15 protein-coding genes and 2 pseudogenes are annotated in these 19,509 nt (G+C 49.6%); 9 read left to right on the top strand and 8 right to left on the bottom strand.

What is annotated here, in order from left to right; all coding sequences use genetic code 11:
• Positions 1-4: 4 nt before the first annotated feature.
• Complete coding sequence (locus JVX88_RS10440) at positions 5-730, bottom strand: sulfotransferase family protein (RefSeq protein ID WP_211627248.1); 726 nt, start codon at positions 728-730, stop codon at positions 5-7.
• Between the two features lie 95 nt (positions 731-825).
• On the opposite strand from JVX88_RS10440, the pseudogene JVX88_RS43975 reads away from it, so the two are divergent.
• Both JVX88_RS43975 and JVX88_RS10445 read left to right on the top strand, forming a co-directional pair.
• Positions 826-1,326: pseudogene (locus tag JVX88_RS43975) on the top strand (ATP-binding cassette domain-containing protein); the annotation flags it as partial.
• Positions 1,327-1,425: 99 nt separating this feature from the next.
• Positions 1,426-2,727 carry an ABC-F family ATP-binding cassette domain-containing protein gene (locus JVX88_RS10445; protein ID WP_410503780.1) on the top strand — a complete coding sequence of 434 codons (1,302 nt, stop codon included), beginning with the start codon at positions 1,426-1,428 and terminating at the stop codon, positions 2,725-2,727.
• Between the two features lie 67 nt (positions 2,728-2,794).
• Here JVX88_RS10445 and JVX88_RS10450 read toward each other — a convergent pair whose 3' ends face one another.
• Positions 2,795-3,196 (bottom strand): hypothetical protein, encoded by a 402-nt coding sequence (locus JVX88_RS10450; RefSeq protein ID WP_211627250.1) that lies wholly within the window; start codon positions 3,194-3,196, stop codon positions 2,795-2,797.
• Between the two features lie 160 nt (positions 3,197-3,356).
• On the opposite strand from JVX88_RS10450, the gene JVX88_RS10455 reads away from it, so the two are divergent.
• Complete coding sequence (locus JVX88_RS10455) at positions 3,357-3,884, top strand: hypothetical protein (protein WP_211627251.1); 528 nt, start codon at positions 3,357-3,359, stop codon at positions 3,882-3,884.
• A 22-nt stretch (positions 3,885-3,906) separates the two neighbouring features.
• On the opposite strand, the gene guaB is transcribed toward JVX88_RS10455, so the two are convergent.
• Both guaB and JVX88_RS10465 read right to left on the bottom strand, forming a co-directional pair.
• Positions 3,907-5,376 carry an IMP dehydrogenase gene (guaB, locus tag JVX88_RS10460; RefSeq protein WP_211627252.1) on the bottom strand — a complete coding sequence of 490 codons (1,470 nt, stop codon included), beginning with the start codon at positions 5,374-5,376 and terminating at the stop codon, positions 3,907-3,909.
• 147 nt (positions 5,377-5,523) lie between these two features.
• On the bottom strand, positions 5,524-5,943 hold the full coding sequence (locus JVX88_RS10465) for a hypothetical protein (protein WP_211627253.1): 420 nt from the start codon (positions 5,941-5,943) through the stop codon (positions 5,524-5,526).
• Between JVX88_RS10465 and JVX88_RS10470 the strand changes: the two genes are divergently transcribed.
• Both JVX88_RS10470 and JVX88_RS43980 read left to right on the top strand, forming a co-directional pair.
• Positions 5,916-7,670 (top strand): SBBP repeat-containing protein, encoded by a 1,755-nt coding sequence (locus tag JVX88_RS10470; protein ID WP_211627254.1) that lies wholly within the window; start codon positions 5,916-5,918, stop codon positions 7,668-7,670. The two genes, JVX88_RS10465 and JVX88_RS10470, sit on opposite strands and share 28 nt — an antisense overlap.
• A gap of 1,992 nt (positions 7,671-9,662) precedes the next feature.
• Complete coding sequence (locus JVX88_RS43980; RefSeq protein ID WP_225931529.1) at positions 9,663-11,048, top strand: BACON domain-containing protein; 1,386 nt, start codon at positions 9,663-9,665, stop codon at positions 11,046-11,048.
• On the opposite strand, the pseudogene JVX88_RS43985 reads toward JVX88_RS43980, so the two are convergent.
• Positions 11,031-12,599 (bottom strand): annotated as a pseudogene (locus JVX88_RS43985) (protein kinase domain-containing protein); the annotation flags it as partial. The gene JVX88_RS43980 and the pseudogene JVX88_RS43985 sit on opposite strands and share 18 nt — an antisense overlap.
• Before the next feature lie 210 nt (positions 12,600-12,809).
• Here JVX88_RS43985 and JVX88_RS10490 point away from each other — a divergent pair.
• The 4 genes from JVX88_RS10490 to purL all read left to right on the top strand — a co-directional run bounded on the left by JVX88_RS10490 (position 12,810) and on the right by purL (position 16,167).
• Positions 12,810-13,424 carry a thioredoxin family protein gene (locus JVX88_RS10490; RefSeq protein ID WP_211627256.1) on the top strand — a complete coding sequence of 205 codons (615 nt, stop codon included), beginning with the start codon at positions 12,810-12,812 and terminating at the stop codon, positions 13,422-13,424.
• The gene (locus tag JVX88_RS10495; RefSeq protein WP_211627257.1) at positions 13,425-13,982 is read left to right on the top strand and encodes a TlpA family protein disulfide reductase; all 558 of its coding nucleotides are present in this window, start codon (positions 13,425-13,427) and stop codon (positions 13,980-13,982) included.
• 97 nt (positions 13,983-14,079) lie between these two features.
• Complete coding sequence (locus JVX88_RS10500) at positions 14,080-14,580, top strand: DinB family protein (RefSeq protein ID WP_211627258.1); 501 nt, start codon at positions 14,080-14,082, stop codon at positions 14,578-14,580.
• A 132-nt stretch (positions 14,581-14,712) separates the two neighbouring features.
• Positions 14,713-16,167 carry a phosphoribosylformylglycinamidine synthase subunit PurL gene (gene purL, locus JVX88_RS10505; RefSeq protein ID WP_263975489.1) on the top strand — a complete coding sequence of 485 codons (1,455 nt, stop codon included), beginning with the start codon at positions 14,713-14,715 and terminating at the stop codon, positions 16,165-16,167.
• 274 nt (positions 16,168-16,441) lie between these two features.
• Here purL and zwf read toward each other — a convergent pair whose 3' ends face one another.
• From zwf to JVX88_RS10525, 3 genes are read right to left on the bottom strand one after another with little or no spacing between them, the layout of a single operon-like run.
• Positions 16,442-17,953 carry a glucose-6-phosphate dehydrogenase gene (gene zwf, locus JVX88_RS10515; RefSeq protein WP_211627260.1) on the bottom strand — a complete coding sequence of 504 codons (1,512 nt, stop codon included), beginning with the start codon at positions 17,951-17,953 and terminating at the stop codon, positions 16,442-16,444.
• On the bottom strand, positions 17,946-18,374 hold the full coding sequence (gene ybeY, locus JVX88_RS10520; protein WP_211627261.1) for an rRNA maturation RNase YbeY: 429 nt from the start codon (positions 18,372-18,374) through the stop codon (positions 17,946-17,948). The genes zwf and ybeY overlap by 8 nt, the downstream gene beginning before the upstream one ends.
• Complete coding sequence (locus JVX88_RS10525) at positions 18,364-19,350, bottom strand: PhoH family protein (protein ID WP_225931379.1); 987 nt, start codon at positions 19,348-19,350, stop codon at positions 18,364-18,366. Before JVX88_RS10525 ends, ybeY begins: the two co-directional genes overlap by 11 nt.
• Positions 19,351-19,509: the final 159 nt, after the last annotated feature.

Below are 19,509 nucleotides of genomic sequence, written 5' to 3' on the forward strand. Positions count from 1 at the left end.
ACAATCAATTTATGTTAGACACAAGTTCTTCTGGTTCAATTTTTAGACCATAGGCTGCGAAAACAAAATCCAAATCGTTGGCAATCTGCTGCTTAGTTAAACCAAACTGTTCAATATCCATAACAGCATGAGTCCGTCGATAACTACCCTGTAGTTTAGATTGTTCTAGTACGGCATTTTGTAACTTCCTACTGCAACTAAGACCTGTAAATGCAACAATGTTCTCAAATGTCCCATATAGGTCAGAATGCAATGAATCATATCGAACTACCATAATCCGATCGGCTGGAATATCCTGATCTTTTTGGCACTGGTAGAAATAGCGATAGAGATCAACATTGTAACAATATCTACGCTGATAATAGCGCATTAATTTGGCAGTTGGAATAGTTTCGATACCCCATTGATTATCAAAAATATTGCGATGAAGCGAGAGATGAGATGGAATAGTTTCATAGGGTGAACGTACTAAATAGACAAATTTGGCATCGGGAAACTCTTCCATTAGGGTTTTGATGCGGTGGATCGAGTAATTGGGTTTAGCAATGATTTGAGATTTTCCAGTATAGAGAATCTGGCGTTGTAAACAAGCTTTGAAGAATTTGACAGAATTTTTGCGACGAGCAACAGGCTGCTGATCGTGAAAGCGGATTTCAGGATGCTCCTGATCGTCAAATCCTAAGGGTGTAGCAAACAAAGCAAACTGAGTATCGAGCTTGTGTAAAAACAATAGGACCGGCTAAGATCCGAGCCGATGGGTTCGTTGGAATTTCCAAGAAGGTAAAGGGCGTCCGTCTCGCCTTTTACCTTTTTCGTTGTATCAGAATGCTTTTTCGCCTAACCGATGTCAGAAAGTCATATGGAGGGAGAGAGATCCTTCGAGGAGCGTCGTTCCAGGTTAATCCGGGCGAACGGATCGGTCTTGTTGGAAGAAATGGGGCCGGGAAAACGACCATATTCAAGATCTTGACCGGTGCAGAAAGTATAGATTCAGGCGAGGTTGTGAGAATAAATGGTCTGCGGCTTGGGCTTCTCGATCAGCACGTCGATTTCGGAACGGGCGAAAATGTACATACATCTGCACTCTCAGCGTTTAAGGAGATCCATGATATCGAAGCCGAAATGCGCAGCCTTGAGAAGCAGATGGAGACTGATCATTCAAAGCATATACTCGATCGCTACGCTGACCTTCAAATCGCGTTTGAACAATCCGATGGATTTACTTATGCCGCAAAAGCTGAGTCGATCCTTTTGGGGTTAGGCTTCGAAAGGAAACACTGGTCGCTTGATACCGGAATTCTTTCCGGAGGGCAAAAGAACCGATTGGGAATGGCTCGGTTGCTTTTGTCCGGGGCTGATGTATTGCTTCTGGATGAGCCAACAAACCATCTCGACGTTGATGCCGTGGAATGGCTTGAGGAGTTCTTGCAGACTTATGACGGGGCTTACGTTGTAATAAGCCATGATCGCTATTTTCTCGACCGTACGACCGACCGCATAGTCGAGCTTGAGAACGGAAAGGCGGTCAATTACAAAGGAAACTATTCCAAGTATGTTGTTGAGCGTGAGATCAGGCGCGAACAGCAAATGCGGGAATACGAAAACCAGCGATCGCTTATCGAAAAAACAGAAGAATTCATCCGGCGCAATATTGAGGGGCAAAAGACGAAGCAGGCGAAATCTCGCAGGAATATGCTCGAACGCCTGGAGCGTGTAGAAGCAGTTTCTGCTGAGAAGCACGGCGGCAGTTTCGGATTAAAACAGGTCGAGCGGACCGGGAATAACGTCCTTGTGCTCGAGGATCTATCTGTTGGCTACGGCGAAAGGATCCTAGCGTCGAATATTAATATCTCAGTTCATCGAGGCGAAGTACTGGGCATTATAGGTGCAAATGGAACCGGAAAAACAACTTTACTGAAAACCTTACTTGGGCAGATCAGGGAGGTGACGGGTGAGGTTCGTTGGGGGACGAAGGTAAACATCGGATATTATGCGCAGAATCTTGACGAACTTTATCAGGCAAATGAGGTGATCCAGGAACTTCGCCGCGTTGCTCCCAACGCCGATAATGGAGACCTTCGCTCCTTCCTTGCCCGATTTTTGTTTTTTGGTGACGATGTTTTCAAGCGTGTTGGCGACCTCTCCGGCGGTGAGAAAGGAAGGCTAGCGTTGGCTAAACTTATCTATTCTCGCAAGAATGTTCTGATACTTGATGAGCCGACAAACCATCTTGACATACCAGCGCGCGAAGCTCTGGAGGACGCATTAGCCGAGTATGACGGCACAATAATCACTGTTAGCCATGATCGGTTTTTTCTCGACAAGATCTCTACGCAAATACTCTCATTCGAGAAGGACGGAAAGATTGAGAATTATCCAGGCAATTATACGGATTTCCACACTTGGAGAAATGCACGGCGGCGCGAAGTCGATCCAAGGACCGATGATCGGCTGAACGAAACAATTGAAGACGTCGTTTTCGATGCCACAGCGAAAGGGTTAAGTAAGAATCAGCGAGAGCGACTGGAGAGACAGATTTCTGCAATTGAAGAAAAGATCGCAAAAGCCGAAAGTCTTGCCGCCGAGATCTCTGAAAAAATGGCCGATCCTAAACTCGTTGCTGATTACACGTTATTCGAAAAGGTAACGCGCGAGTATCGCGAAAATGAGAAGCAGATCAAGAGTCTCTATGAAGAATGGGAAATACTTTCAAGTGAGCTGACCTAATACTTTGTTCATGAAAAAAAGAACCGTGCGTAGCCAAGCAGATCGCATCTGATAAGTTCGGCATTCGCTATAGCACCCGAGATATTGAATGAAAGGTCAGTGAACGTACTGCCGGCAAGCTCTGATCTAATGCTGTCGAACTCACTGCTATCACAACGACAAAGCCGCTCGTCGTGTCAACGAAGCCGAAATTGTGAAAATCGTTGGTGTTCATATTGATATTTGCTTGAGTGGAAAGCGACCCATTTGAAACGAAAACTCCGGATAAGCCAATTCCTGGACGAAATGTCCGACGAGAGATGGAATTATTGTTTATGTTATTTATCGAAGCTCTGGTCGGAGTGTTGCTGGAGGGCAAAATGATGATCCCGTTCGCTTCGCAAATGTCCCATTTTGCCTGCCGGAGATCACGTTGTTCGAGACATTGAAATCTTCGTATTGCGGACAAATATGCTGCTCTGTCCTGCATAGCCCGCATTAATCGCCGAAAAGCACTCCGTGCCGCCGTTAGTTATCGTGTTCGCAGTTTTCACGATTGGAATTGGACCGAAGGGGAAGTTGATTTCCTGACAGCGATCGAGCTTGACCCTAACAATTCTCTTGCAAGACAGTGGTACGCCAGTAACTTGATGGTACGTTCAAGGTTCGTCCTGGCGGAAACACAGCTTAAGCGGGCCCTTGATCTTGACCCGATATCGGTCTCTATCCTCGTGGACATCGGTCAACTTTATTATTATCAGCGTCACTATGACATTGCGGAGAAATATCTCTTGCAAGCTATTTCATTGCAGGGAGATCGCCTCGACGTACACGCATTACTAAGAATTAATCGAGCGGCCAAACAAAGAGATGAGCGGCTGGCGAGAGGAGAATCAACGTTTGGTGAAGACGAGATTGCGATGGCTCGTGATTGGGATGATATTATCGCAGCCCTAAAGAGGCAGAACAGTGAAGGCTATGAAGGGATCAGCGAGTATATCAGGCTTGTAGCTGCAAAGGCTGCTAGCAATGGGGACCGAGAGACAGCTCTCGCCAAATTTCGTGAACTGGCAGCCATGCGTAATTTTATGCTTCCATTCCAGATGATGGAGCCGCTTTTTGATCTCGTTCGCGACGATCCGGAATTTAGCGAGATTCGTCGTACTATGAATCTTTAAGGTTGGCGAACACCTCATCAATTTACGATTCAAGCCGATAATTTGGTGCTTCTTTGGTGATGATCACGTCGTGGACGTGTGACTCGCGGAGTCCGGCAGATGTTATCCGGACAAAGCGTGCATTTTTCTGAAGTTCCTCTATCGTGCGGCAGCCTGTGTAGCCCATACCTGCCCGTAAACCTCCTACAAGCTGGGTAACCATGTCCTGGACCGAACCTTTATATGCTACACGGCCCTCGATGCCCTCCGGAACGAACTTAGAATCAGCTTTAGTGAGTTCTTGTGCATAGCGGTCGCTGGAGCCTTTTTTCATCGCACCTATTGAGCCCATTCCCCGATAGGTCTTGAAATTACGGCCCTGAAATAGGATCACCTCGCCCGGAGCTTCTTCAGTGCCTGCAAATAGTGACCCGATCATCACGCTGTCTGCCCCGGCGGCAATTGCTTTTGCAACATCACCTGAAAACTTGATTCCTCCATCTGCGATTATCGGTACTCCCGAACCCTCGGCCGCCTTTACAGCCTCGGCAATTGCCATTATCTGAGGTACACCGGCACCGGTTACGACCCGGGTCGTGCAGATGGAACCCGGCCCGATGCCGATCTTCACAGCATCAACGCCGGCGGAGATAAGTTGTTTTGTACCCTCGGCGGTCGCAACGTTTCCGGCGACAAGCTGAACTTCTGAAAATCGTGATTTTATCGCCTTTATGGCATCGATCACACGGGAGCTGTGTCCGTGGGCGGTGTCGATCACGATCGCGTCCACGCGTGATTGCAGGAGCTCGGCAGCGCGCTCTAGAAAATCTCCCGTGGCCCCAATCGCCGCCGCACAGCGAAGCCTTCCTAGGTTGTCTTTGGCCGCATTTGGGAACTTTATAGCCTTTTGAATGTCCTTGACAGTTATCAATCCTTTGAGATGGCCGTCATCGTCAACAACCAGGAGCTTTTCTATGCGGTGCTTTTGCAGTTTTACTTTTGCCTCGTCCAGTGTGGTGCCGACCGGCACTGTAACCAGCGGCTGCGGGGTCATCACCTCAGATACAGGTATGTCATAGCGGGTCTCGAAACGAAGGTCACGGTTTGTGATGATGCCGACAAGAAAACCATTTTCGTCAATGACGGGAACGCCGCTTATCTTGTAGCGTTCCATTATGTTCAACGCCTCCGATACAAGGGCGTTATCTTGGATCGTTACTGGATCGACGATCATGCCTGATTCACTTCTTTTTACCTTATCAACCTCTTCGGCTTGCTCGTCGATCGTGAAGTTTTTGTGAATTACGCCGATTCCGCCTTGCTGAGCAAGAGCGATCGCGAGAGCTGCCTCGGTAACGGTGTCCATTGCCGATGAGCATAAAGGGATATTTAACTCGATCCCACGCGAGAAGCGAGTTGTTGTATCTACCTCCCCCGGCAGTATTTCAGAATATGCCGGCACTAGTAGAACGTCATCAAATGTCAGGCCCTCTTTGACTGTTTCGATATTCATATCAAGATTGATCAGATCTGTTCCGCAAACAAACAAACGAAAAATGCCCGCACTTCAATGCGGGCACCGGGGAATCAAGTGATCTCCTTTTTGTTATGCTCTTCCAAACGACAGTTTACTAGGTATCTTATATATGATTCAAATTCATTAAGGTCGATTAGTTGGCGCAGCGTTGCCAACGACAATCGGTGTCCGGGTCGGCGACGGGCGCGGCGTTGGCGTCCGTTGAGGCGAAGGCCTAGGTGTTGCGGCCTGACTTTTATTGACATTTGTTTCTGCCGATACCTCCGGACTGCGCAACTGTGTCGGAGTGGCCATTGGCGTTGGCGATTGTGTCGCTGTCTTAATTTCCTCCGGCGGAGCGAAAGTGCCCGACTCCCATATTCTTGCTAAATTACCTTTGTCTAGCGTGATGTTGATAGTGTTGCCGCGAGGCGGCGCAGGAGGCGCAGCAGCAGGCTGACGGGTTAAGGTCTGCGGTGGATATAGCCTTTGATGTGTCGGAGTTCGTGCCGGGACGGTTCCGCGTCGGCTATCGCGTGGGCGAATTTGACCGCGGACAGGCATTCGAGATCCGGTCCGCTCCGAAAGAAACTCCGCCAACCAACGAACTGACCACGCTCGGTTTTTCAACATATGTGGGTGCAGGCAATGACGAGGAGGGCATCGACATATTCGTTGATTCCTCAAATAACGTCTTCGTCGCCGGCAGCACAAGCAGCACAAGCAGCTCTGATGCTTTCCCAACGGTGCCCGGTTCGTATGATACCTCAGGAAGCGGCTGGGACGGATTCATTTTCAAAATGAATCCGACCGGTTCGGGGTTGATCTACTCCACATTTATTGGCGGAAGCGGCACGGAGTTTCTTGCCGACATGAAGGTCGATACCGCCGGAAATGTTTACGTGACCGGGAGAACAAATTCGAGCGATTTCCCGTTCTTTGCCGGATTTGATGCTACCTATAACGGCGGAGCTTTGGATGGGTTCGTGACAAAACTGAATCCTGCCGGTTCGGCTTTGGTATTTTCAACCTATCTTGGCGGCTCGTCAGACGATCGGGCATGGGGCATTGCTATTGATGGATCGGATAACGTATATGTTTCAGGATTCACCTTCAGCAGCAATTTTCCCGTAACCGCCACCGCTTTTGATATGACCGCGAACGGCTCGTGGGATGCTTTTCTGACCAAGTTCAATTCTTCAGGGGCAACATTAGCCTATTCAACATACTTCGGCGGTTCGGGGGGCGAAGACGGAAATGTGAAAGTCGCTGTTGATTCTGCAGGCAATGCTTATATTGCGGGAGCAGGCACGTCAGATTCGCCGAGTTTTCCGGTAACTGCAGGAGTAATTCAGCCCGCAAGAGCCGGATCATATGATCTTTATATTGCAAAGATCGACACTAATGTGAGCGGTCCGTCGGGGTTGATATATTCGACCTTTCTCGGCGGCACAGGTTTTGAGAATACCGGTCCCGGCAAGATCAGAGTGAATGCCGCCGGCGAGGCCCATCTGAACGGCTACACTCAATCGGCCGGTTTCCCGACCACCGCGGGTGCGTACGATACGAGTCATAACGGCGGTGAGGATGCCGTCGTCATCAAACTCAATTCCACCGCAACAGGCCTGCTTTACTCAACTTTCCTCGGCAGCGGCGGCAATGAGCAAAGCTCCGGTCTATTCATAACGCCCACCGGAGAGGTGTTCGTTACCGGATTCACGACATCGCCCGCTTTCCCGGTTACGTCCGGTGCTTACGATACGACGCACGGCGGCAGCGGCGATGTGTTTGTTGCGAAAGTTGATGTTACCGGCACTCTAACGGGCAGTGCTTCTCTGATGTACTCCACTTTTCTCGGTGCAGGCAGCGAGGAGGCGGGCTTCGGGATCTTTGCTACGGCTGCTGAGGTGGCTTACGTGACCGGCTACTCTAGAGGCGCCGACTATCCGACCACCCCTGGTGCCTTCGACACGACGTGGAACGGAGTAAATGATGTTTTTGTTACGAGAATGCAGTTGGCTGCTAGCTCGGCGCAGGTCAGCATTGGAGGAAGAGTTCTCGATGAGAACGGCTACGGCGTGCCGGGGGCGATCGTTACGCTGACGCAAGCCAATGGCACCACACTCACCTACCGCACAAATAGCTTTGGTTATTACCGTTTTCCCGAAATTCCGGCCGGTCAAACGGTAGTCGTCTCGGTGCTTGCAAAAGGCAGGCAATACAATTCCCAGTTCGTTTTGGTCAATGAGGATCTGACTGACCTGAATTTTTTCCCGGTCTCGTCCGGATGAAAGACATTAAGAAATGGTCCCGGTGTTAAGAGTGATGTTGGCCGCGAGGGAACTGGGATTACGGGAGATGGAGTGCAGCGGCGACCACGCTAACTGCGCGCTCAAACAGCGGAAAGACGACAACATATACGCTCGAAAAACGCAATCACCCGCGAACGGCCGACCCAATGCTGATAGTCGATGGGGATGCGTTTGTTACCTACTATCAAAAACGTCCATGGTGACATTCAAGAACAGAGTTTCAAAGTGATTTATTTAGGAGAACTTATGAAAAGGATAATTTGGTTTAGCTTTTTTTTCCCGATATTTCTCTTCGTTGTCTCGGCATTCAATGCGTTCGCTGCAACGCTGACGGTCAATGCATCAGGGAACCCTCTCGCTTGCGACTCAGTGTTGAGTTTTTCTGAGGCGATCCGCATCGGGCTAGGGACCGATATCAATCAGAGCCGTTCCGTTTTGACGAACGGCGAGAGAAATCTGGTATCTGGAGCATCGTTCGCAGCTGCGGGAATTGCATGCGACGGAAGCGCAGGTTGGATTGTGGTCTCCGGCGCCGGAAGAGATTTTGCTGACGATATTCTGATTGCAAATAACAGCGCCACCGCCTCCCCGACGATTTTGGGTCAAAACGACGATATAAATGGGCTGAAGCCAAATGGCACAAAGCTGGTGTTGAATGGCAGTGGGGCCCAGGCAGGGACTCATTGTATTCGGATGAATAATGAGTCGGGCTCACAGATAAGAAATATGGTGCTTGAAAACTGTCCGGGAGCAGCCATCTGGGCGCAGGCTGCGCTCGGCGCAATTTTCGAAGGACTTGAGATACGTAACAACGGCGAGGGAATTAGCCTTGGTTACAACAGCACTGTGAATAAAAACTCCCGAAATGTCAGGATCGGCGGAACAGAGCCTCAACATCGCAACCTTATTTATTCCAACGTAGGTGACGGCATATCAATCTCAGCCGCTCCAAATTCCGATAGATTCCCGGGAATGGGTATAAACATTCTCAACAATTATATTGGTACCCAGACCGGGACCGCTGACAATGGAAATAATGGAAACGGCATCTATTTGAACCATGCTTTTGGAGTGATAATCGGCGATTCAACCGGTGCAACGCGCAACATCATCAGCGGAAACAACAATGACGGCATTAAAATTGTCGGTGAAAAAGCCGTTTCCAATGAGATCTTCGGCAATTTTATCGGTACTGATTCGGGAAGCGGTGCAGCTCTTGGAAATTCGCAAAGCGGTATTGCGCTTTTGGAAGGCGCCGGGTTTGCAGCCGATTTTATCAGCCAAGGTCCGAACCGAATCGGCAAACCGGGTTTTCCAAATGTCATCAGTGCAAATGGCACCTATGGGATCTTTATTGCAAACAACAACACATCGAATAACTGGATCTACAGCAATACGATAGGGGCAAATATCGGTGGAAATATGGATCTGGGCAATAACCTGGACGGCATTTTGGTCGGCGGCGGCACATTTGACAACCGCATCGGCGGCACAGGAACAAGTGAAGGCAACCTGATAGCATTTAACCGGCGCGGGATCTTTTCCGACGGCGGCATGCGGAATTCCTTCCGCCGCAACCGCATTTTTTCCAACGATCAACTTGGCATAGACCTTGCCCCCGTCGGTGTTACACCAAACGACACGGGCGACGGCGACACCGGACCGAACGGTTTGCTGAACTATCCGGTCATCACTTACGTCAACGCGCAAAACAGCATTGTCAATATTCAAGGCACATACAACAGCGCACCGAATCAAACCTACACGCTCGAATTTTTTGGCAATACGGCAGTTGACTCAACCGGCTTCGGCGAAGGCCGAAATTTTCTCGGACAAGTAATCGTTACGACCGATGGAAGCGGAAATGCGAGCTTCAATGCAGAATTTACGGTCAATATCTCAAACACCGGAACTTGGGTAACCGCGACTGCGACCGATTCAAATAACAATACTTCCGAGTTTTCGCAAGCGATGAATATCTGTGCCATTGTTCGTGCAAACCCGGTAGGTTTCATAGCAGCGGCAAGCGGCGGTTCAAGCAGTTTTACGGTTATTCAATCGGTCGGATGCGGCGGTTATACGCCCGTGCCGAATGTTTCGTGGCTGAATGTTACGAGTACGGTTGGCAGCACCGTTAATTTCACCGTAGCGGCTAATTCCGGCGCACAACGCAGCGGCGCGATCGTGGTTAATTACAACAACGGACAATTTGCGACCGCAGTTAATTTCAACGTAACGCAGCTTGCCAACAACTGCACATACGGTATAAGCCCGACAAGCATAACTTTTACGAGCAACGGCGGAACAGGCTCAATCAATTTGACAACTCCCGCCGGCTGCACTTGGACCGCAACAAGCAATGCTCCTTGGGTAACCATTACGGGAGGCTCAAGCGGCTCGGGCAACGGAACAATCAGCTATTCGGTTCAAGCGAATAACGGTCCCGCTCGGAGCGCAACGATCACCGCGGGCGGACAGACATTTACTATAAATCAGGCTTCCGGTTGCACATATTCGCTCGACGCCACAAGCCAAAACTTTTCTGCAAACGGAGGGTTCGGAATATTTACCGTTACCACTTCGAACAGTGCTTGTTCGTGGACGGCAACAAACAATGCCTCTTGGATAACCTTTATCGGCAGTCCAAGCGGTACTGGCACCGGAACAGTGAGCTATGCCGTTCAAACAAACCCTGGTCAGGCAAGAAGTTCTACGATTACGGTTGGCGGTCAAACATTGATAGTTAACCAATCCGGCGCCGCGCCGCAGAATCGTGCCCCGTTCGATTTTGATGGGGACGGGAAGACAGATGTGTCCATCTTCCGGCCTGCGGTAACGGGAGGCGAGTGGTGGTGGAGGCGGTCGTCTGACGGCGGTTTCCCGGCGGTTCCGTTCGGCAATCCGACGGACATCATCGCACCGGGAGATTTCACGGGTGACGGGAAGATGGACCTGACGATCTGGCGGCCTTCGACGGGGTTCTGGTTCATCGTCCGGAGCGAGGACAATTCGTTCTTTGGTTTCCCGTTCGGGGCGAACGGCGACATACCGGCGACGGGAGATTACGATGGCGACGGGAAGGCGGATGCGGCTGTCTATCGTCCATCGGTCGGGCAGTGGTTCATCCAGCGTTCGTCTGACGGGCAGGTCCAGACGGTACAGTTCGGCTTGGCTGGCGATCAGCCCGTGGCGGCCGATTATGACGGGGACGGCAAGACGGATGTCGCCATCTTCCCGCGCCAAGATTGCATCCGGCGTAAGTATTCTTATTCTTGCAGCAGCAAGCTCGATCGCGAGCGGAAGCCCATCAAGTTGAGAACAAATGCTAACAATGGTTGCAACATTCTCACCTGTTAATCCGAACGACGGTTTCACAGCTTTTGCCCTTGTTTCGAATAACCGTATCGCCTCGTTATTTCTGATCTCGGATAGTGATGTTTGTGCCGAATCGGGAAGAGAGAGGGGCGGCACGGGAAATTCTGTTCCGAACGCTAGGCGTAAAAGGGTTCGGCTTGTGATCAGTATCTTCAGGCTTTCTGTTGATTCAAGCAGGGCGGCGATGCGATCTGATGCGGCAATGACCTGCTCGAAATTGTCAAGTATCAGAAGCAGCTCTCGGGTCTTAAGATATTCGATAAGGTTGTCAAATACAGGACGGCTTCCGCCATCATCAATCCCCAACGGTTTCGCAATTGCGGGCACCACTAGTTCAGGGTCAGTGATCGAAGAGAGTTCAATGAAATAGACCCCGTCCTGGAAATCCGCAAGCACTTCTTCCGCCACCGACCGGGCAAGCTTTGTCTTCCCGGTGCCGCCAACTCCGGTTAGGGTCAAAAGCCTCGTTTCCGCTTGCTGTAGAAGCCGAATGATCTCTGTAATTTCACGTTCTCGACCTATGATCGGACTAAGCACCCGCGAAAGATTGTTAGGTCGCAGATTTCTAGAGCGAATTTCCGCTCCGGTTATTGCGCGTGGGGCGAATTCGGTAGTTGCATTTGCGAAATATTGCGTCCGTTCTTCGGTGCTTTTTCGGCCATTATCTTCCGTCTCGAGCATAAGAGCTGTATCGATCTCGGTTTTGAAAGTCCGCAGATCATTCAAAAGCTCTGCAGCTGATGTATATCTTTCGCTGGGTTTCTTTTCAAGAGTTTTCTCTATGATCGCAATGAAACCTTCTTGAACGGATTCATTCAGTTCCTTTATTGCCGGCAAATTCGCCGTTAATATCTGTGCGAGCGTATCCGCCACTGTCTCACCGGAAAATGGCAACCGGCCGGTAACGGCTTCAAACATTGAGACACCAAGACTCCATATATCTGTTCTCGGGTCAAGATCAAGTCCTCTTGCCTGCTCAGGAGACATATATGGAGCTGTCCCGAGTATCATTCCCGGACGGGTAACCGAATTAATAGGAACGCCGCCAGGAGGCAATTCAACCTGTTTCGCCAGACCGAAATCGAGGAGTTTGGCACGTCCCCGGGAGCTAATAATGATGTTTGAAGGCTTTACATCGCGATGCACAAGGCCAAGTTGGTGTGCCTCGTGAAGTGCGTCGGCCACCTGGATGGCTATATCTGTTACTTCACGTGTGTTTCGCTGGCTTTGGGCTATCATCGATGAGAGGGATTCGCCCTCGACGAACTCCATTGCGATATACGGTGACGGCCCTTCGGATACAATGTCGTAGATGATGCAAATGTTTGGATGGTTCAATGATGATGCGCTTCGCGCTTCGCGAATGAATCGCTCTAAATGGTCGCCGTTCGAGGCAAACTCAGGTGCGAGGAATTTAAGCGCGGCCATACGACCAAGGCGCGAATCCTCAGCAAGATAGACAGTACCCATACCTCCGGTCCCCAGAACCGAAAGCACTTTATATTGAGCAATTTGGGAGCCGATATCGACCATTTTCAAAAGGCTATAGGATTATAGCATCAGTTCGTTGATGCGTGGTTAATTCTAATGTAAAGATTACTTGAGTAGCAGAAATGCTCATTGCTGAGATCAACACTGAAACTGAATAATGCTGGAGGGCGTAAAACAATAAAACTTGTCGGGGCATACGACGTCTGATACGATTAGAGAAATTCTAGATATTTAAGGAGTCGATTATTCATTATGAAGCACAGATTTCCGATAGCTTTTGCTTTTCTCGCATCTGTTTTGTTGTTTGCGAACACGACCGCCGAAGCCGGTGGGATCGAGATAGGCTCAAAACTTGAAAATTTCAAGATGATGGGCACCGATGGAAAGGAGCATTCATTCAACGATCTAAAAGGAAAGAACGGCGCTGTTATAATATTCCTTTCTGCTCAATGTCCTGTTGTAAAGGCTTATATCTCTCGTATTGATGAGATCGCTGCCGAATACAAAACGAAAGGTATAAACTTTATAGGTATCAATTCGAATAATCGACAGGCAGAATCGCTCGAATGGGTTACGTCGGATGCGGCCGAGAATTTCAAGTTCCCGATGCTTATTGATACCGACAATAAGCTTGCTGATCAATTTGGTGCGACCGTTACGCCGGAGGTGTTCTTCTTCGATGCGGACAATACTTTGCTCTATCATGGGGCAATAGATAATGACCGCTCTGGAAGAAATATTCAGGAAAAATATCTCCGCACTGCATTTGATTCCGCACTTTCGGGCAAACCGATCGAAAAATCCAAAACCAATGCCTTTGGCTGTACGATCAAGCGTGTAGGAATGGAGGGCAAGCCTGCCAACTAAATGTTTAGTGTAACCAATTTTGTTAGATTAAAAGCCATCTCATTGGGATGGCTTTTCGTTCTGCTTTCAGCTTCTGTTCTTAATGGACAGACAATAACTGATTCTAAAGATACAAGATCTCTCCATTCAACCGTTCCGAATGTGGTCAAGATCGATGAAAAACAGTTTGCTGAACTTCTCAAACCTAATGGCAAGCCCTTGCTCATTAATTTTTGGGCGACCTGGTGCACTCCATGCCGAGAAGAATTTCCCGATCTGGTAAAGATCGATGCCGAGTACAAAGACAAGATCGATTTCATTACCATTTCACTCGATTTTGAAGAAGAATTGACCACCGGCGTGCCTAAATTTCTCGCGGAGATGAAGGCAACAATGCCCTCATACTTGCTAATAACTCCGGATGAAACTGCTGCGATCTCAATGGTATCTAAGGATTGGGCCGGTGGGTTGCCGTTCACCGTTCTTTTCAAGGCCGATGGGTCGATCGCTTATTCACGCCAGGGTATTGTCAAACATTCCGTTCTTCAAGGCGAGATAGACAAGCTGTTAAAAAACTGAGAACTGACCTTGCGGTGAATCCGTAGAAATGCTTATTGACCAAACAATCAGGCCTTGATAGTATCATAGCTGCAACAATCAATTATAGGAGCAACACATGTTTAGGAAAATAGAAGATTTCAATAATTTGTGGAAATACGAAACTGAGATGACTTCAAAGATACTTGGCGCATTAAGCGATACGTCGCTTGGGCAAAAGGTAACAGAGGACGGCCGCTCGCTCGGCTTTCTCGGCTGGCACATCACTCAGACGCTTGGCGAGATGCTTGGACTGGTAGGCTTAGAGATCGAGGCTCCATCTTTCGAGCAGGAATGTCCTGTATCAGCCGGAGAGATAGTTTTGGCATACGATAAAGCAGCGGCCTCGGTTACGGATGCAGTCAAGGGAAATTGGACCGATGAAACACTCCTGCAGACCGACGAGATGTATGGCGAGACCTGGTCACGCGGCCTTACACTATTCTATTTGATCGCACATCAGGCACATCATCGCGGGCAGATGACTATACTGATGCGGCAGGCTGGCCTAACCGTTCCAGGTGTTTACGGCCCGGCAAAAGAAGAATGGGCCGCAATGGGGGCACCTGCAATGCAGTAGTTTTTGACTGCTGAACTATACAATAAAGAGGCACTAATAAGAGTTTATCGGCATCGGTTTGAAAAAACCGGTCTGACCGCATAAACTCTTTTGTTTATTTTAGGCTCTGATATTTCAGCAATTTGTACCAAGATGAGCGCTATAACATCTGAAATTATTGCTCAGCACGGACTTTCAACTGAGGAATACGAAAAGATCTTGTCAATAATGGGTCGCGAGCCCAATCTGACCGAGCTTGGTGTGTTCAGCGTAATGTGGTCGGAACATTGCTCGTACAAATCCTCGCGGGTTCATCTGAAAAGGTTGCCTACGGCTGGCCCGAGGGTTATCGTCCCGCCGGGGGAAAACGCCGGGGTTGTCGATATTGGTGATGGTTGGTGCGTTGCGTTCAAGGTTGAGTCACATAACCACCCGAGCTTCATAGAGCCGTTTCAAGGGGCGGCAACTGGAGTTGGTGGTATTCTGCGCGATGTTTTCACTATGGGCGCCCGCCCTGTAGCGGCAATGAACTCGCTTCGTTTTGGACCGCTCGAGGACCCTAAACACGGTAAGCGCAATAGATCGATCCTCAAAGGATGCGTCGAAGGCATCGGCCATTACGGCAATTGTTTCGGTGTGCCGACTGTTGGTGGCGAGGTAGTGTTTGACGAGAGTTACAGCCTTAACCCTTTGGTCAATGCCTTTGCTCTAGGAATTGTCCGTAGAGATCAGATCTTTTTTGGCAAGGCATCCGGTATTGGCAATCCGGTGCTTTACGTCGGTGCAAAGACTGGCCGCGACGGAATTCACGGAGCAACGATGGCTTCGGCCGAGTTTGACGATGAGGCACTTGAAAAGCGCCCGACCGTTCAGGTCGGCGATCCGTTCCTTGAAAAACTCTTGCTTGAGGCCTGTCTGGAAGCAATGCGTTCCGGAGCGATCGAAGGGATACAAGATATGGGAGCGGCTGGGTTAACCAGTTCGTCAGTCGAGATGGCTGCACGGGCGGGGACCGGGCTGGAACTTGATCTTACGCTTGTACCGCAGCGTGAGACCGGGATGACCGCTTACGAGATGATGCTCTCCGAATCTCAGGAGCGTATGCTCATCGTCGCTCGAAAAGGCCGCGAAAAAGAGGTCGTTGAGATCTTTAATAAATGGGATCTTGATGCCGTAGTGATCGGAAAGGTCGTGGAAGGTGATCGGCTAAAGATACTCCACAACGGAGTACTTGAGGCTGATCTTCCTGTTAAGGCCTTGACCGATGAGGCTCCGAAATATGAAAGACCGATGTCTGAGCAGGTCAAGATTGTGCAAGATCAAAGGCCGAGCCCCTCCGATGATCGGTCAACTTTTCAGCTCGGGACTCGCGACCTGGGACAAGTTCTGAGACAGCTGCTGGCCTCGCCAAACATTGCGTCGAAACATTGGGTTTATGAGCAATATCCTGACGATCAGGCGGGGGATTATTTGTCGAAAAACTGCTGTAACAAAAAGACCGATGCCAAGAGCATATACAAGCAGCAAAGTGCGGTCATTTGTCCAGTTCAGCACCATCCATGTAACCAGTACGGTAAAACCGATAAGCAGTGCCTGGATCGCGGATGATAATGCGAAACGAAACCGCGGACGGTCTTCGAGAATGGTCCTAAGAAGCTGGGTCGAACGTGCATTCAATGTGTCATCCGATTCGGATGACAATCGGCGGAGACTAAGATCTGAAAGGAACGAAAAGGCAAGATCCACCGATGCCAGAAAAACCATTGCGATCAGGATCAGAACTCCAACAAGGATCTCAATGCCCATAGTTTCCGCAAGTATGCATCAGTAAGTGAGTATATTTCAATACAGTGCAAGTACTAAAATCAGTAACGCATCAATATCATTCGGGGGCGTTTTTCCACGCACGTCCGTCGCGTGATAGCAGTTCGTCAGAGATCGCCGGACCCCAAGTTCCTGCCGGATAGTTCGGAAAATCTCGCGGCGGTACCGCCGACCATATATCCAATACCGGCGAAACTATCGACCAGCTTGTTTCGACCATATCTGCACGCTGAAAAAGCGTCGCATCACCGATCATACAATCGAATAAGAGCCTTTCGTAGCCGGTCGATAGCTGCTCGCCGAAATGATCTACATAATTGAAATCCATATCCACGGCTCCCATTCTTACAAGCGGACCGGGTATCTTTGCCCCGAAATGTAATGTGATGCCCTCATCCGGTTGAATGTGGATCTCGATACGATTTGTCGTAAGCCGCTCGATAGGCGTTTCCCGAAAAAGCACGAATGGAGCTTTCTTGAATTGGATAATGATGCTTGAATGGCGGGTCGGCATCCGTTTCCCGGTACGAATGTAAAAAGGAACATCAGCCCACCGCCAATTGTCTATTGAAAGCTTTAGCGCCGCGAAAGTCTCGGTTTGCGAATTCGGATCGACGCTTTCCTCGCCGCGATAACCGGGAACACGCTCGCCACCGATCTCGCCCTGATCATATTGCCCGCGAATGGCGTCTCGGAGAGCAACTTCCGGCGAGAAAGGCTTTATTGCCTGCAAAACCTTTACCTGTTCGTCGCGTACGGCATCGGCCTCGAATGAGACAGGCGGCTCCATCGCTGTCAAAGTTACGAGCTGGAATATGTGGTTTGGGACCATATCCCGCAATGCTCCCGCTGTATCGTAGTATCCTCCGCGTCCTTCGACACCAAGTTTCTCCGCGACCGTTATTTGAATGTGATCGACATAGTTACGGTTCCAGATCGGCTCCCAGATACTATTGCCGAATCGGAAGACTAGGAGATTCTGAACAGTCTCTTTTCCAAGATAATGGTCGATACGGTAGATCTGGCGTTCCTTTAGGATCCTCAAAAGATGGGCGTTCAGCTTTTTTGCAGAATCAAGATCGTGCCCGAACGGTTTTTCAAAAATGAACCTTCGCCAGTTTCCGTTCTCTTCATTCCCTAAGCCATTCTTTACAACCTTTTGCGCTACATTCGCGAAAAGGTCCGGCGGTATCGCCATATAGAAGAAGAAATTCTCCGGTATCTTGTGTTTTGTGCAAACGTCGCGGAGCATATCCTTGATGTCGGAGAACAATTTTTTGTCGTCGTCAAAATCGCCACCCGTGTAGTAAGTTCGCGAACAGAACCATTTCGCTTTTTCCTCATCACCATTCTCCCCTGCAAACTTCTTCAGATCCTCGACCATCTGGTCGCGAAAATCCTCAGACAGCATTTCCTGTCGTCCAACCCCGACTATCGCGAAATTCTCGGAAAGATGCCCATCCTTCGCAAGATTAAAAAGTGCGGGGAACAGTTTGCGTTTGGTGAGATCGCCAGTCGCGCCAAAGATCACCATTATGCACGGCTCGGCGGTTTTGAGTGTTTCAGACATCGATCCCGAGTTTATCACGCAGTTCGAGTTCACGAGCATTCATCTGGCCACTGTCCGTCTCGTGGTCGTAGCCGCAAAGGTGAAGTGCACCGTGGAGTATCAGTTGCTTTATTTCCGTTTCTAGGCCGAGTTTGTTCTCTTCTGATTGTCGCTTTGCCTGTTCGGCTGAGATCACGATGTCGCCGAGAAAATTCTCTTTATGCGTTTCAAACTCGTCAGCTTCGTGTGGGAACGAGAGCACATCGGTGGTCGAATCTTTTCCTCGGAATAGCTTATTCAATTCCGCCATTCTCCGATCGGAAATAAACGCGACCGAAAACGTCCGACCTTCAGTCTCAACAACCGCCGCCCGCACATCGTCAACGAAAGCAGCAAACGCCCTAGCATTCAGTTTGACTTTTCTCTGAAGGTTAATGATCACGGCTTTCAGGTTGATTAGTTGCCGCGCCTGTGGAGTGTTCTTCGTAAGCCTTCACGATCATTTGCACAAGTTTGTGACGGACGACATCCTTTTCGCTGAAGTAAATAAAGTCGATCATATCTATATCCTTCAGCACTTCTTCGGCCTCTTTCAGGCCCGATCGCTGTCCGCGCGGCAGGTCGATCTGAGTCTTGTCCCCAGTAACGACCACCTTTGAGCCAAAACCGATGCGTGTCAGGAACATCTTCATCTGTTCCCTCGTGGGGTTCTGTGCCTCATCGAGAATAATGAAAGCATCTGATAGCGTACGCCCTCGCATAAAAGCCAGCGGAGCGATCTCAATGATGCGCTTTTCGAGCATCTTTGTTACCTTTTCCGCATCGACCAGATCGAACAGCGCATCATATAAAGGCCGCAGGTAAGGATCGACCTTTTCCTGAAGATCTCCTGGAAGGAATCCAAGGCGCTCACCTGCTTCGACCGCCGGCCGAGTTAGGATTATCCGCGAGACCCGCTTCTTGAAGAGTGCGTCAACGGCCATCGCAACAGCCAAGAAGCTTTTCCCGGTGCCCGCAACACCGATCCCGAACACCAGGTCGTTATTTGCGATCGCATCAAGGTATTTCCTTTGATTCGCGGTCTTTGGGGCAACGGTCTTCTTGCCGGAAGGATTGAATCGGTTCCTCTGAAAATGGTCACGCAGTGAGTAGGCTCGGTCCTCGGCGATCTGCTTGAATGCGTCCTTTAATTCCTTATCGGAAAACTTGCTGCCTTCATCAAAAAGTTCACCGAAATCGCGCAAGATAGCTTCAACGGTTTCGATGTCGCGCGGATCTCCATCGATCAACAGCTCATTACCGCGTGCGCCGATCGAAACATCCAGTAGCGATTCCAGATACTTTATGTTCTGATCTTGTACACCGAAGAGCATATTAAGGCCCTGCGGCGGAAGTTCGAGTTTTTTGAGGTTTCCCAAATGCGATACGTCCTAGAAGCAGAAAATTGCGATACAAACCGAACTTAACCGAACGCAGCGGTGTGTGTCAATCCGGTTTCAGGCAACCGATGGAGCTTGGACGGAATCGTATTGGCACACACTTTGCGACAGTAATTCCTGACAAGGTTTAACGTATGA

Source organism: Leptolyngbya sp. 7M, from assembly GCF_018128485.1.

Coding starts and splice junctions, on each gene's coding strand:
- JVX88_RS10450 (WP_211627250.1), bottom strand. CDS start 3,196: ATGCAGGACAGAGCAGCATATTTGTCCGCAATACGAAGATTTCAATGT.
- JVX88_RS10455 (WP_211627251.1), top strand. CDS start 3,357: ATGGTACGTTCAAGGTTCGTCCTGGCGGAAACACAGCTTAAGCGGGCC.
- guaB (WP_211627252.1), bottom strand. CDS start 5,376: ATGAATATCGAAACAGTCAAAGAGGGCCTGACATTTGATGACGTTCTA.
- JVX88_RS10465 (WP_211627253.1), bottom strand. CDS start 5,943: ATGCCTGTCCGCGGTCAAATTCGCCCACGCGATAGCCGACGCGGAACC.
- JVX88_RS43980 (WP_225931529.1), top strand. CDS start 9,663: ATGAATATCTGTGCCATTGTTCGTGCAAACCCGGTAGGTTTCATAGCA.
- JVX88_RS10490 (WP_211627256.1), top strand. CDS start 12,810: ATGAAGCACAGATTTCCGATAGCTTTTGCTTTTCTCGCATCTGTTTTG.
- JVX88_RS10495 (WP_211627257.1), top strand. CDS start 13,425: ATGTTTAGTGTAACCAATTTTGTTAGATTAAAAGCCATCTCATTGGGA.
- JVX88_RS10500 (WP_211627258.1), top strand. CDS start 14,080: ATGTTTAGGAAAATAGAAGATTTCAATAATTTGTGGAAATACGAAACT.
- purL (WP_263975489.1), top strand. CDS start 14,713: ATGAGCGCTATAACATCTGAAATTATTGCTCAGCACGGACTTTCAACT.
- zwf (WP_211627260.1), bottom strand. CDS start 17,953: ATGTCTGAAACACTCAAAACCGCCGAGCCGTGCATAATGGTGATCTTT.